This window comes from Limosilactobacillus ingluviei str. Autruche 4, assembly GCF_000312405.1.
GTDB classification, from domain to species: domain Bacteria; phylum Bacillota; class Bacilli; order Lactobacillales; family Lactobacillaceae; genus Limosilactobacillus; species Limosilactobacillus ingluviei.
Genome location: NZ_HE997178.1, coordinates 27,373 through 40,976 on the forward strand (window position 1 = coordinate 27,373; position 13,604 = coordinate 40,976).

General features: G+C 52.8%; 13 protein-coding genes. 9 read left to right on the forward strand and 4 right to left on the reverse strand.

Annotation, left to right across the window (positions count from 1 at the left end; genetic code table 11):
* Window positions 1–109 precede the first annotated feature (109 nt).
* From BN54_RS09545 to BN54_RS09575, 7 genes are all read left to right on the forward strand, one after another.
* Window positions 110–1,423, forward strand: a complete 1,314-nt coding sequence (locus BN54_RS09545) for an MFS transporter (RefSeq protein WP_019206963.1) — start codon at window positions 110–112, stop codon at window positions 1,421–1,423.
* 582 nt (window positions 1,424–2,005) lie between these two features.
* The gene (gene cysS, locus BN54_RS09550; RefSeq protein WP_019206964.1) at window positions 2,006–3,412 is read left to right on the forward strand and encodes a cysteine--tRNA ligase; all 1,407 of its coding nucleotides are present in this window, start codon (window positions 2,006–2,008) and stop codon (window positions 3,410–3,412) included.
* Between the two features lies 1 nt (window position 3,413).
* On the forward strand, window positions 3,414–3,824 hold the full coding sequence (locus BN54_RS09555; RefSeq protein WP_019206965.1) for a Mini-ribonuclease 3: 411 nt from the start codon (window positions 3,414–3,416) through the stop codon (window positions 3,822–3,824).
* Complete coding sequence (gene rlmB / locus BN54_RS09560; RefSeq protein WP_019206966.1) at window positions 3,814–4,560, forward strand: 23S rRNA (guanosine(2251)-2'-O)-methyltransferase RlmB; 747 nt, start codon at window positions 3,814–3,816, stop codon at window positions 4,558–4,560. Before BN54_RS09555 ends, rlmB begins: the two co-directional genes overlap by 11 nt.
* A gap of 108 nt (window positions 4,561–4,668) precedes the next feature.
* Window positions 4,669–4,977 (forward strand): ArsR/SmtB family transcription factor, encoded by a 309-nt coding sequence (locus BN54_RS09565; RefSeq protein WP_019206967.1) that lies wholly within the window; start codon window positions 4,669–4,671, stop codon window positions 4,975–4,977.
* Window positions 4,978–5,126: 149 nt separating this feature from the next.
* Window positions 5,127–7,055 carry a heavy metal translocating P-type ATPase gene (locus tag BN54_RS09570; RefSeq protein ID WP_019206968.1) on the forward strand — a complete coding sequence of 643 codons (1,929 nt, stop codon included), beginning with the start codon at window positions 5,127–5,129 and terminating at the stop codon, window positions 7,053–7,055.
* 98 nt (window positions 7,056–7,153) lie between these two features.
* Window positions 7,154–7,663: a prolyl-tRNA synthetase associated domain-containing protein gene (locus BN54_RS09575; RefSeq protein WP_019206969.1), complete on the forward strand. Its 510-nt coding sequence runs from the start codon at window positions 7,154–7,156 to the stop codon at window positions 7,661–7,663.
* 53 nt (window positions 7,664–7,716) lie between these two features.
* On the opposite strand, the gene BN54_RS09580 is transcribed toward BN54_RS09575, so the two are convergent.
* The 3 genes from BN54_RS09580 to BN54_RS09590 all read right to left on the reverse strand — a co-directional run bounded on the left by BN54_RS09580 (window position 7,717) and on the right by BN54_RS09590 (window position 10,604).
* Entirely contained in the window at window positions 7,717–8,970 is a 1,254-nt protein-coding gene (locus BN54_RS09580) for a carboxylate--amine ligase (protein WP_019206970.1), read from the reverse strand.
* A gap of 144 nt (window positions 8,971–9,114) precedes the next feature.
* Window positions 9,115–9,885 carry a pyrroline-5-carboxylate reductase gene (gene proC / locus BN54_RS09585; RefSeq protein ID WP_019206971.1) on the reverse strand — a complete coding sequence of 257 codons (771 nt, stop codon included), beginning with the start codon at window positions 9,883–9,885 and terminating at the stop codon, window positions 9,115–9,117.
* A complete protein-coding gene (locus tag BN54_RS09590; protein WP_019206972.1) occupies window positions 9,882–10,604 on the reverse strand; it encodes a MucBP domain-containing protein in 723 nt (240 codons plus the stop codon). Before BN54_RS09590 ends, proC begins: the two co-directional genes overlap by 4 nt.
* 131 nt (window positions 10,605–10,735) lie before the next feature.
* Here BN54_RS09590 and BN54_RS09595 point away from each other — a divergent pair, with 131 nt between their 5' ends.
* Complete coding sequence (locus BN54_RS09595) at window positions 10,736–11,335, forward strand: ECF transporter S component (protein ID WP_019206973.1); 600 nt, start codon at window positions 10,736–10,738, stop codon at window positions 11,333–11,335.
* 99 nt (window positions 11,336–11,434) lie between these two features.
* Here BN54_RS09595 and BN54_RS09600 read toward each other — a convergent pair whose 3' ends face one another.
* Window positions 11,435–12,277: a DNA-binding domain-containing protein gene (locus tag BN54_RS09600; protein WP_019206974.1), complete on the reverse strand. Its 843-nt coding sequence runs from the start codon at window positions 12,275–12,277 to the stop codon at window positions 11,435–11,437.
* A gap of 299 nt (window positions 12,278–12,576) precedes the next feature.
* On the opposite strand from BN54_RS09600, the gene argF reads away from it, so the two are divergent.
* Window positions 12,577–13,578: an ornithine carbamoyltransferase gene (argF, locus tag BN54_RS09605; RefSeq protein WP_019206975.1), complete on the forward strand. Its 1,002-nt coding sequence runs from the start codon at window positions 12,577–12,579 to the stop codon at window positions 13,576–13,578.
* Window positions 13,579–13,604: the final 26 nt, after the last annotated feature.

The following is a 13,604-nucleotide window of genomic DNA, read 5'->3' on the forward strand; positions in this document are numbered from 1 at the left end:
CCTCCCTTTGATTTTGACGATGATTAATAATTTTTATTAAACCGGTTTGATTTTAATCAAGTCAATTGTGTTTGGGCACTGTCTTCAAAGAAAAGAGGTAATTTTACATATGGAAAATTCAGTCTTAGCCACTCCTAGCCAGGCTAAAGTAGAGCGCGATCCGGTTAAAACCGTGATCTTAGCTTCCATGATTGGGACTGCTATCGAATTTTTTGACTTTTATGCCTACGGGACTGCGTCTGCCGCTTACTTTCCCAAGGTCTTTTTTCCGCAAATGACGCCGTTCCTCGCTACGATCGTTAGTTTGCTGACGTTTGGAGTGGCATTCGTTGCTCGTCCCGTTGGTTCCTTTGTATTTGGTCACTTTGGCGATCGATTAGGACGGAAGAAAACCTTGGTGGTATCCTTGCTGGTGATGGGGGTAGCCACCGTTACAATTGGGTTTATTCCTGGCTATGCCACTGTAGGGGTTTGGGGGGCCTTGCTCTTATGTATTTGCCGTTTTGTCCAAGGGGTCGGTCTTGGCGGTGAGTGGTCGGGGGCCGTTTTAGTCGCGACTGAAAATGCACCCAAAAATCGGCGGGCCTTATACGGCGCCTTCCCCGAAGTGGGAGCCCCAATCGGTTTCTTCTTGTGCAATAGTTTATTTTACTTACTAGAGAACTGGTTAACACCAGCTCAAATGACCGCTTGGGGCTGGCGCGTTCCTTTCTGGGCTTCATCCGTGCTGGTGGTAATCGGCTTATATGTCCGGCGCCGGCTGCAAGAAACGCCCCTCTTTAAAATGGCCCTGGAAAGCAAGCGGGTAACTAAGGCGCCCTTAAAAGTTGTCTTCAAATCCAATTGGCGAGAAATTTTGAAGGGAACCTTCATTACGGCGGCTTGCTACGCCCTGTTTTGTATCCTGACAACTTGGACGATTGCTTATGCCACGACCGCGCTTGGGTTTAGCCATGCCGAAGTATTGCTGTTTCTCGTGGGGGCGATCGTTGAATTTGCCGTTTTGATTCTCTTAACTTCCGTTTTAGCTGATCGGGTGGGCCGCAAAAAAGTCCTCTTGACGGCTTCCATCGCCTTAGCTGTTTTTGCCTTGGGCTTTCCGTATTTGATCCAAGGCCAGCATAATGTTGTTGGGATGCTTATTTACCTATGTTTAGGTTTTATCATCATGGGTTCCCTGTATGGTCCCGTTGGGGCCGTTTTGCCGGAACTGTTCCCGACGAAAGTCCGCTACTCTGGTGCGGGGATTGCCTATAGTCTTGCGGCTGTCGTGGGGGCCTCCATTGCCCCTTCGATGACGACCTGGTTGATCAGCCGCTACGGTTTGCCGGCCGCGGGGTATTACATGTTTGCTTTAGCCATTTTGTCAGTACTGGCTTGGTTGTTAACTAATGAAACGAAAGAAGTCGATTATACCAAATAAAGCCCATCCATCGGCGCGCTGTTTCTGCTTGAGGTAATCCTTAGAAAGTAATACCTCAGAAGCGATTATGGTTTGCAAATTGATTTTGGGACAAGAAGAGGTTTGAGTAATTTTCCCGGCTCAAGCCTTTTCTTATTTGATTGGAACAAAAAAGCTGGCCGTCAGGGGAGACGACCAGCTGGAGTACTACGAATATCTTGGGGGAGATTTCGTAAATAATCTATTTTTCGGTTACTATTTGGGAGGAGTAATTGAAAAATAATAGGTTTCGGTTAATCATGGTAAGGTAATTCCTTACCACGTCTCTTATATTAACAGGCGGATTTGAAGAAAATATGACGAAAGCCTAAAAATCCACCAAAGTCGCCAAACGTTGATCTAATAGGGTTTTGCGCATGACGCCCGTTTGTCATATCGGTTGGTGAGGTAGGATAACAGCGGAAAAGTCAAGCGACAAAAGGATTTTCGTATCGCAAGAACAACGGGGCGGAAACTGGCGTTGGCCCCGGGAATCTCACCAGTCGCCACCGAAGATGTGGTAAGATTGAGGTACTGATTTTGCGCGAAAGGAAGGAATGGACGATGCTAAAAATTTACAACACCTTGATCCGCCAAAAAGAAGAATTTACGCCCCTGACCCCCGGGGTTGTGAATATGTATGTGTGTGGGCCAACGGTGTACAACTATATTCACATCGGCAACGCCCGGAGCGTGGTGGCCTTTGACACGGTGCGGCGCTACTTGGAGTTTAAGGGTTACCAGGTTAATTACGTCTCCAACTTTACCGACGTCGATGACAAAATGATCAAAGCCGCGGCGGAACAGGGGATTACCGTCCCAGAATTAGCCGAAAAATACATTGCGGCCTTTATGGCGGACACGACGGCCCTCAACGTGGAGCCGGCCACCTTGCACCCGCGGGCGACGGAAAATATTGCGGGGATTATTGAAGTGATTGAAGCCCTGATTAAGCAGGGTTACGCGTATGAAGCCGCCGGTGACGTTTACTACCGGGCCCGCAAGTTTGCCCACTACGGCGCCCTTTCCGGGCAATCGTTGGACGCGTTGGAAGTCGGGGCCAGTGAGCACGTCAGCCAAGATGAAGTGGATAAAAAAGAAGATCCACTCGACTTTGCCCTCTGGAAAGCGGCCAAACCAGGGGAAATCAAGTGGGATTCCCCGTGGGGCGCGGGGCGGCCTGGCTGGCACATCGAATGTTCGGTAATGTCAACCAAGTACTTGGCGAAGACGATTGACATCCACGCCGGGGGGCAGGATTTGGCCTTTCCACACCACGAAAATGAAATCGCCCAGATTGAGCCGGTCACGGGCCAGCCCTTCGTGCGCTACTGGATGCACAATGGCTTCGTCACGATTGGCAAGGACAACGAAAAGATGAGTAAGTCCTTGCACAACTTCGTGACGGTCCACGATTTGCTGCAAACCGTTGATCCGCAAGTCCTGCGCTTCTTTATGGCTACAACCCAGTACCGGCGGCCAATTCAATACAGCGAAGAAAAGCTCCAGGATGCGGCCAATAACCTCCACCACTTGCAAAATACCTTTGGCAATTTGGCTTACCGCCTAAAGGACGCCCAAGCCGGTGAAGACGCAGGGGTGGCGGCCAAGACTGCTGAATTTAAAGCGGCCTTTACCGCAGCGATGGACGATGACATCAACGTTCAAAATGGGATCGCGGTCGTTTACGAATTAGCCAAGTACGCTAACGTCTACGCCCAACAGCCAACGGTCGTTAAGGGCGCGGTGGAAAGCTTGCAGACCCTCTTGCAAGACTTAGTGGCGGTCTTTGGGATCAAACTGGCCGTGGCTACGATTGCCGATGAAGAAATTGAAGCGTTGATTGAAAAGCGCAACCAGGCCCGCCAAGCCAAGGATTTTGCCCTCAGTGACCAAATCCGCGATGACTTAAAGGCCCAGGGGATCATCTTAGAAGATACCCCGCAGGGAACGCGTTACAGAAAGGAATAAGATGACAGCCGATTACCGACAACTCAACGGGATTGCCCTGGCTTATTTGGGCGATGCCGTTTACGAAGTATATATTCGCGAGCACCTCTTGGCCAAGGGAATGGCCAAGCCCAACCGCTTGCAGCACGTGGCGACCAACTATGTTTCGGCCAAGGCCCAAGCGGCCCTGATCGAAAAGATGCAAACGGAAGAACTGTTAACAGAAGAAGAATGGGCGTACTTCAAGCGCGGCCGTAACGCCAACAGCTACACCCACGCCAAGAACACCAACGTCTTGACCTACCGGATGTCGACGGGCTTTGAAGCCTTGATCGGCTACTTGCGCTTAGCGGGGCAAGAGGACCGGTTGCAAACGATTATCCAGTGGTGCATTGCCCACGTGGAAAAGGGGGATTTGATTCGTGCCAAGTGAAACACCAGAATTTATCATCGGCCGGCACCCGGCCGTGGCCGCGCTAAAAGCAGACCAAGAAATCAATAAGGTCTTTATTCAAAAGGACCTCCATGCCGATGCTATCGCGACGATTATCAAGCTGGCCAAGGAACGCCACTTGGTGATCTCGACGGTGCCGAAAAATAAGCTCGATCAAATGACCAACAATGCCAACCACCAGGGGGTTGCCTTGGCGGTGGCGGCCTACCGCTATGCCACCGTAGATGACTTATTCGACCGGGCGGCGGCTAAGGATGAGGCGCCCTTCTTCTTGATTTTGGATGAACTGGCCGATCCGCACAATCTCGGGTCGATTCTGCGGACGGCGGATGCGGCTGGCGTCCATGGGGTAATTATCCCCAAGCGGCGGGCGGTCGGGTTAACCAGTGTCGTGGCTAAGACCTCGACCGGGGCAATTGAACACGTCCCGGTCGCCCGGGTCACCAACCTGGTTCAAACCGCCAAGGAGCTCCAGGACCGGGGCTTGTGGCTCTTTGGTACTGATATGCAAGGAACCGACTACCGCCGCTGGGATGCGCGTGGGCCGGTCGCCTTAGTGATCGGTAACGAAGGCAAGGGGATTTCCGCCTTGCTCAAGAAGACCTGTGATGAGATGCTGACGATCCCGATGATCGGGCACGTCCAAAGTCTGAATGCCAGTGTGGCAGCCAGCCTCTTGATTTACCAAGGTTATAACTCCCGTCACCCCTTGTAATCATTACCAACTGCGTTGCCGGCTGCGGTCGGGGCGCAGTTTTTTGATTGGTTAAGTGACGGAAGGGGCGTACAATAGGTAATATTGATAACGGAAAGGGAAGATGAAATGACGACCGAACCATTTGAAGTACCAAAGAATGAAGAGCTGGATCAGGTAGTGACCTTTTTTAAGGCCTTTGGGGACCGGACCCGCTATTTGATCGTCACAATTTTGGCCGAGGGACCGCTGACGGTCAATGAGCTGGCGGAGCGCCTGGGGATTTCCCAACCGGCGATGTCGCACCAATTAATGATTTTGCGCCAGGCCGGGGTAGTGATTGGCCAGCGCGATGGTCGCTATATTTACTACCAATTAACGGACCATCACGTGTTGACGATTTTGCGCCAAGTTCAAGCCCACGCCAGTCAGGGTTAGGCGACGATCCTTGCTAAATGTTTCGGCATGGGTGGAATGTTGCAGTTTAGGGATTGCCTAAATGCCGGGGGCATGGTACATTATAGGAAACATATTCATATATGTTTATATGTGAATGGAAACGATTTTAAGGAAAGAGGGAGAACGCAATGAAGTGGCAATTGCAGAATTTGAATTCCGAGCAGCGCCAAGCGGGGGCCCGGGCCGCGCTCAGCGCACTGTTATTGGCGGTGAGCTTGTTAGTGGCTATGCCCAGCCTGCTAAAAGACAGCCTCTTATTGGTGGCGTATGTGTTGGTCGGGGGTGAAATTTTAGCGGCGGCAGTCAAGAACCTTCGTCACGGCCGGTTGTTTGATGAAAACTTTTTGATGGCGATCGCGACGATTGGGGCGCTGTTGATTGGCCAGTTTGCCGAAGCGGTAGCAGTGATGCTCTTTTACCAGATCGGCGATTTCTTCCAGGATTTGGCGGTGGCCAATTCTAAGCAGTCAATCAGTGCTTTACTTAAGCTCCGGCCGGACTTTGCCAACTTAGTGGTCGGCCCGGATAAAATCAATCCGGTCAAGCCCGAACTCGTCGCCGTTGGTGATTTGATCCAGGTCAAGCCGGGCGAAAAGGTGCCCCTAGACGGGCAAGTTGTCGCGGGGGAATCCTACCTGGATACCGCGGCGTTGACCGGCGAAAGTCAACCGGTCTTGGTAACGGTCGGTGAGGAGATTTTAAGCGGGACCGTCAACCAGAGCGGGGTCTTGACCCTGAAAGTGACGAAGGCCTACGGGGAATCAACGGTCGCTAAGATTTTGCAGCTGGTGGAAGCGGCCAGCGAGAAGAAGACCAAGGTCGAAAACTTCATTACCCGCTTCAGCCGGATCTACACCCCGGCGGTAGTGGGGTTAGCCGCCTTAGTGGCGCTGGTGCCCCCCCTGGCGTTAGGGGCAGATTGGGGGACCTGGTTCTACCGGGCGCTGAGCGTGTTAGTGATTTCGTGTCCCTGTGCCCTGGTGATTTCGGTTCCACTAAGCTACTTTAGCGGGATCGGGGCGGCCTCCAAGGTGGGCGTCTTAGTCAAGGGCAGCAACTACTTAGACGTCTTGAATCAGGTTCAAACGATAGTCTTTGATAAGACCGGGACTTTGACTAAGGGCCGCTTTACGGTCAGCCAGCTGCTGCCAGTCCACGGCAGTTCTGCCGACCTGTTAAAGTTGGCGGCCCTGGCGGAACAAGCCTCGCCGCACCCGATTGCCAAGGCCCTGGTCCAGGCCGCCAACGTCAAGGGCACGGCCGAAGCTCCTGAAGAACTGGTTGGCCGGGGGATCAAGGCGACCTACCAGGGCCAGGTCCTTTTGGTCGGGAATGCCAAGTTGATGGCCGAACAGGCCGTGCAAGGCTTTGCGCCCGTCCAAGCCACGGTGGGGACGGTGGTCTACGTGTCCCTGGCTGGCCAATACCAAGGGGCGATTGTGGTAGCTGATACCGTCAAGCCGGACGCCAAGGCCACCCTGGCTGGTTTAAAGGCCAGCGGGATTGGCCAAACGGTGATGTTGACCGGGGACAATCAAGCCACGGCTCAGGCTGTCGCCGCGGAGCTAGGGGTCGATGAAGTCCACGCCAACCTTCTGCCGGCCGATAAGTTGACCCTCGTCCACCGCTTGCAGCAACGCCGCCGGGGTAAGGTCGCCTTCGTTGGCGACGGGCTCAATGATACCCCGGTCCTGGCCGGTAGTGACCTCGGGATTGCGATGGGGGGCTTAGGATCAGACGCCGCGATTGAAGCCGCCGACCTGGTCTTGATGCATGACAACCCGAGTGCAATCTTGCAAGTGCGCCACATTGCCCAAAAGACCCGCCGGATTGCCCAAGAAAACATCGCCTTTGCCCTGTTGATCAAGCTGGCCTTCCTGGCTTGCGCGGCCTTTGGGGTGGTTAACCTCTGGGAAGCGGTCTTTGCTGACGTTGGGGTCACCTTGATTGCCGTCTTAAACGCCCTGCGGCTCTTGGTGGGGGTGAAGCAACCGGCGGAAGATCCGACCGGTCCGGCTCGCCCGCAGCCGCAAACGGTGAACAAAGAATTAGCCTAAACTGATAAACCGGTCGTTACCCCCAGCGCGGGTGAGCGACCGGTTTTATGTATGTTATAATATTCCTGAAAACGATTACAACAAGTGGAGGGGATTAGATGGCAGACGGTGAAGTAAGAGCAACTTATCAGCAGTGCATTGCTGAATTGGATCGGTTGGGGATCAAGTATACCGTGGTGGACCACCCTGCGGCTGAAACGACCGAACAGGCCGATCACTACATTGAAGGCTTGGAAGGGGCCCGCACCAAGACCATGTTTTTGCACGATAAAAAGCAGCGGCACTACCTGGTGATTATGGATGACCGCAAGCGGATGGACTTCAAGGCCTTTCAGGAAATCAGTGGGGCGAAGCGAATTTCGATGGCCAAGGATGAAGAAATTACGGCGGAACTGGGCTTGCGGCCCGGGATTATCTCGCCCTTTGGCCTGATGAACAATCAAGAAAAAGACGTCCAAGTCTACATCGATCAAATGGTCCTCGACCAGCCGATTTGGACCTTTCATCCCAACGAAAATACCCACACGATTTTCTTGGCCAATCAAGACGTCCTGCGCTTTATTGAAGCGCACGGTTTTAGCTACCAAGTGATTGATTTACCGGCATAATTAAAAAGGCTCCCGACCTGTCAGCAGACAGGCGGGAGCCTTTTGGCATCAGGTTACTTCAAATCACCCTTTTGAATAAAGAAGCGTTTAAAATTCTTTGCGTAGTTATAATCGATCCGTTTGCCCAAGAGCCAACGCTTGAAGTTCATATCCGCGGCGTAGCTAAAAGTCGTGCCCCATTGGCCCTTTTGAATCAAGGCCTGGGCGGTTTGTTTGGCGGCGTTGTCTTTAGCATACTTCAGGAACGTGGCTTTGGCGACCCCGAGCCAGACTTGGTATTTGCTTTCGTCCTGGTTGGCGTAGAGGGTCGGCGCGTCCTTGAGGCTGCCTTCGATGTAGTCTTGGACCGGGAAGGATGGCATGGCGTTGCCATTCAAGGAGACAAAGAAAGAACTGCGCCCCTGGCGGGGGTTGAGGTCAAAGACCTTGTAGGTTTGATCGCGGGCGTCATACTTAAAGTCAAAGTTGACGTAGCCGGTGAAGTTGACGGCTTCCAAGAAGTGTTGGACTTGTTGGTAGAGCTTTTCGTCGTAAGCCGGCAGGATTGCCACGTAGTTCCCAACGTTGGCCGGGTTGCAATCTTCCAGAAGCGGGTGGCCTAAGCTGAGCATCTTAACCTGGTGGTATTGATCCACGTAGGCGTTCATCGTCCGCATGTTGCTGTCGTCGCCGGGGATGAACTCTTGCAAGATCAAGTCCCCTTGGTAAGGGCTAGCTTCGTAGATGATCTTCAAGACTTCGCGCAGGCGGGCTTGGTCATTGATGATGTAGGCCTTTTCGTAGCCCGCAAAGTTCCCCTTGTGCCATTCTACCGCGTCAGCCGCCTTTAAGGCCACCGGGTAGTCAAAGGGCGAGACGTAGTTGGCGTAATCGAGGTCCGGCGGCAAAATCGCCGTTTTCGGGTAGGGCAGCCCGTACTTTTCGCAGACTTCGTAGAACTTTTCCTTGTCGGTTAAAGTGGCAATCGTTTCGTAGTCGGCGTAGGGGCAAATCATGTGTTCCGCCAAGGCGGCCCGGTTCTTAGCGACCAGTTCCGTGTAGTCGTCGCCGCACGAAATCAAGAGGACCGGCTTGCCGGTGGCTTGTTTGAATTGGTCGGCGGCCTTGATCAACAGGTCGCAAAAGACAGCTGGCTCTTGCAAGTCCGGGTGGACGTGAAGGTTGACGATCTTCGAGTACTTCGTTGGGGCTAATGCCGCCCGGGCAAACAATTCCGATTTGATGCCGTAAGTGGCGTGAATCGCCCGCGCCATCCCGTAAGCGTTAAAGTCACTCCCTAAGACCAGGGGGATAAATTCTGCAGTCATATATTTTACTCCTTCAGGCGGAGGCTATAAGGTGCCCGCCGCGAATCTAAATTAACATTTTCCATCATAAGCCTTTGCGCAGGCTTTGACAAACCAAGCGCCGAAAAAAATCCGGCCGTAACCTACGCACCGGATTTACCATTGTTATTTGCCGGCCGCCGCATCGATCGCGGCGATGGCGGCCCCGCGGAAACCGTGGGCTTCGAGGGCGCTGACCCCCTGGATCGTCGTCCCGCCCGGCGAGGTAACTTGGTCGCGCAAGAGGGCGGGCGCCAGGCCCGTGGCGGTAGCGAGACTGCCGCTCCCCTTGACCATGCTGGCGACGACTTGGTAGGCGGTTTGCCGGTTTAAGCCGTGCTTAACGGCAGCGTCAGCAAAGGCATCCATCAAGACATCGACAAAGGCCGGCCCGCAACCGCCCACCACCCCGATGATATCAAGGTCGGCTTCTTTGACTTTAATCACGTCGCCGAGTTGGTCCAACAGCTCAGTAATGGTGGTGGTTTGCGCAGCCGTCAGCGTAGACCCTAGGGCTAAGCCAATCGTACCGGCGTTGACCGCCACCGGGGTGTTAGGAATCATGGCCGCTAAGCCGTGGTTTGGTAAGGCCGCTTGCAGGTCGGCCAATTTAACCCCCGCGGCAGCCGAGATGAGCAAAGTGTCCGCTGGTAGGTCCGCCAGTTGGCGTGCGACATCTAACGTGAGGGGGGCCGGGGTCGTTAAGATTACGACGGCGGGGTGCTTAGCGATTAAGTCTGCCGGGGTGTGGACCAGTTCGATTTGGTTGGCCGTGGCAAATTCGCTGACCCGGGGATTGACGGGGTTTAAAGCGAGCAGTTCCGTTTGCCCCGCGGCTTTGAGCCCGGTTAAAATGGCGCTGCCCATGTTGCCAGCGCCGGCAATTGCGATTTTCATTCGTTTTCCTCCTCATTGACTTTGACGTAGGCGGCATTGATATAGCCGGCGGTTTCGGTTTGGTACCAGGTAACGCCATTTTCATCGGTTACCCGGGCAATTAAGCGCAACGGGCTGCCGTTGGCAAGTTTAGTTTGGCTGGCGCCGTATGGCTTTTCATAGGTGTCGACCGTCCGGTGGGGCAGGAAGTCCACGGTTGCCGGGACGTGGTTTAACTGTAAATACGTCAGATCCACAACCGACGGGGTTGGCGCATCAGCTTGGAAGGGATCATCATTAACCAACCGCATCTGGGCGTCATCAAATTTGACCCACTGATCAGCATTGACCTGGTACCAAAATTCGCGCGTGGTGGTTGCCACCCGTTGGAAAGTTTTAACGTAGATTCCGGCCGGCAGGGTTTCGGTCAAGGGCATCCCCGCGACTTGATCGTAAAGTTGGACCGGGGTCTTTAGGTATAAGTAGAGCTTGACGTTTTGAATCTCGCCCCAGGTTTGCTTCCGGTAGTAAAAACAAACGCTTTTAGCCGTCGTATCAAAAGTCCCGTGTAAGGTCCCGGTGGTTTGAATCAAGGTGTAGTTAGGAATCGGCAGTTTTTTAATTTCGTAACTTTGCCCGAGGTGCCCCCGGAGAAGCTGGGGCAGGCGAAGGTTGTTATTGTTATCAATGTCCCGGTAGTAAATCCAGATTGGGTTACCGGTTTTAAATTCGTCTTTCATCTTATTCACCCCAATATTTGCGTGGTTTGCTTTAAGTATACCGCTTTAACGGCCGCTTGTCGCCCGCTGGCTTCCCTTTTGCGGGAAAGTGATTTAAAATAAGACATTAACTTTAGAACGGAGGAAGCAGAATGCAGCAGCGTGCGCAGATCCGGCGGTTGACCCGCCGGAGTTTATTGTTGGTGTTAATTGTGATTCAAGATTTGGTGCCGTTCTTGGGCAATCTGCCGGTGGGCCCCTTGTCAATCACCACCATGCCGATTACCGTGGCTGTGATTGCCGCTTTGTTTGGGCCCTTAGAAGGGACGCTGGCTGGGGGCGTTTGGGGGGGCTTGACCTTTATCCGCGCCTTTGTTTACCCGAGTAGTGCCCTGGCGCCCTTGCTCTTTACAAACCCCTTGATTTCGGTGGTGCCGCGGCTCTTAGTTGGCTTGGTGGCGGGCGTGGTCTTTGCCCTGATCCGGCGGTGGGGGAAAATTGGCTTGGCGGCGGCCCTGAGTGGTTTGGTAGCGGCCTTGACCAATACGGTTTTAGTGCTTGGTGGCATTTACCTCTTTGCCAATACCCCGCAAGTGGCCGCGGGTTACCACGTTGATCAGGCCCACTTGGGGGTGGCCCTGGCAGCGATCGTTGGGACCAACGGGGTGGCCGAGGCCCTCTTGACGGCGTTGGTCGTACCTTTATTGGTGGTGCCATTGTGGCGCGCTCTGGGGCGCAATAAGCAGGCTTAGGCCCGTAAAAAAACAGCGGTTGGACCAGTATCCAGCCGCTGTTTTTGTTTACTGTAAAGTGAACCGATTTACTACTTTCTACTATATTATATGCTCGGCCTAGGAACGGAAGCTTTCTTGCCACAGGCCATCAAAGAAGTGCTGGAGAGAAATCTGACTCTTCGGCGCTTCCTCATTGCGTTGCCGCTGCATTTCGCTATGGACGTTTTGGTATTCAAAGAGGTTGTTGGCGTACTCTAAGAGGATTTCGTTTTCCGGGTAGTCGATGCACATCGTGGCCAGGTTGGTGATCCCGGCCTTTAGCGAACGGCGAATCCGCTGGAAGACGACCTTTTTATCGTGTTCGGTCATTTGCAGGTCCCGTTCAAAGTTGATGCTGGCAAAGTTGACGTTTTGGTCGACCATTAATTTGACGATCCGGCGGATATCTTCACTACCGGTTTCGGCGGCGATTCCCAAAAACATCAAGACGGAGTTGACGTGATCGATTCGTTTGCGTTGCGCCGATTGCGGCCGTTGGTAGGAGGCCGGGCTGGCGAGGGCCAATTCATAGATGGCCGCCAGCCGGTTAGTCATGTTGACGTATCCGCCAATCAGCTGGAGGATGTGCTTGACTTCAATTGCTTGCAGCGGTTCGTTTAAAACGATGTCGATCTTTTCTTTGTACGCCGCTTCTTTTCGAGCGGGCGTCAATTTGGTCCCGGTGAGAATAAAGCGCGGCCGGCTGTTAACGTCTTTTAAGCGGCGCACTAGTTCAATGCCGTCATAAGGGGTCAAATCGGTACTGACAATCATGATGTCGACTCGTAATTCCAGCAAATCCAGGTAAGCCTGTGAAGCTGAGGCGGTTTGGCCCACGACATAGTTGTCAAAGCTGCGCTCGATCAACTCCGCGAAGAGCTCACGGTTGGTTGGATTGGGGTCGGCAATGTAGAAGTTCATAGCGTACGTTGCTCCTTTTTTAAACACATTTGAATTTTCTTGAAGCAATCAGAAAAAGAGCGCTTCCAAGAATCGAAAGTAAAAATATTCACAGAGCTCCGGGTTCATTCAATCTTGCGTTCGATTATGCATTTGGCGCAAATAAACCCGACAGTCCAGCTTGCATTTTAGCACATTTTACAAAAAAAATTCCCCGATTTTGTGAGCAATGCGCAAAATAATCGTCACTTTAGGAAAACGCTTTCTAAAATAATACTTGTAAATAAAGTTGTTACACAATCTTAGGAGGATATAGATCGATGGCTTTTAATTTACGGAATCGTAGTTTTTTGACGCTGGCTGATTTCAACACCCGTGAAATGGAATACATGTTGAACTTGGCTGAAGACCTGAAGAAGGCAAAGTACGCTGGGACGGAACAACAAAAGCTCAAGGGCAAGAACATTGCCTTGATCTTTGAAAAGAGTTCTACGCGGACGCGGTGTGCCTTCGAAGTTGGGGCAAAGGACCAAGGGGCTCACGTAACTTACCTCGGCCCATCTGGCTCCCACATCGGTTACAAGGAATCCGTTAAGGACACGGCCCGCGTGTTAGGTGGGATGTTCGACGGGATCGAATACCGGGGCTTCTCCCAACGCAACGCTGAAATCCTGGCAGAATACTCTGGGGTTCCGGTTTGGAACGGTCTGACTGATGAAGACCACCCAACGCAAGTTTTGGCGGACTTCTTGACGGCCAAGGAAGTGCTGAAGAAGGAATACAAGGACATCAAGTTTGCCTTTGTTGGTGACGGCCAAGACAACGTTTCGAACGCTTTGATGCTGGGGGCCGCTGTTATGGGGATGGAATACCACGTGGTAACGCCAAAGGAATTGAACCCAGAACCAGAAGTGCTCAACAAGGCGCAAGCAATCGCTGCTAAGACCGGGGCCAAGATCGTTGTTTCCAACGACATCAAGGAAGGTGTCAAGGGCATGGACGTAATCTACGCCGACGTTTGGGTATCCATGGGTGAACCTGACGAAGTTTGGGAAGAACGGATCAAGCTGCTTAAGCCTTACCAAGTTACCAAGGAAGTTATGGAAGCAACCGAAAATCCAAATGCGATCTTCGAACACTGCTTGCCAGCCTTCCACGACCAAGAAACTGGTGTTGGTAAGAAGATCTTTGAAAAGTACGGCTTAAAGGAAATGGAAGTTACGGACGAAGTCTTCGAAAGCGAACAATCCGTTGTCTTCCGTGAAGCTGAAAACCGGATGCACACGATCAAGGCTGTGATGGTGGCAACCTTAGGTGAATAATTAGGAGGACTTGTAAATGGCAAAGG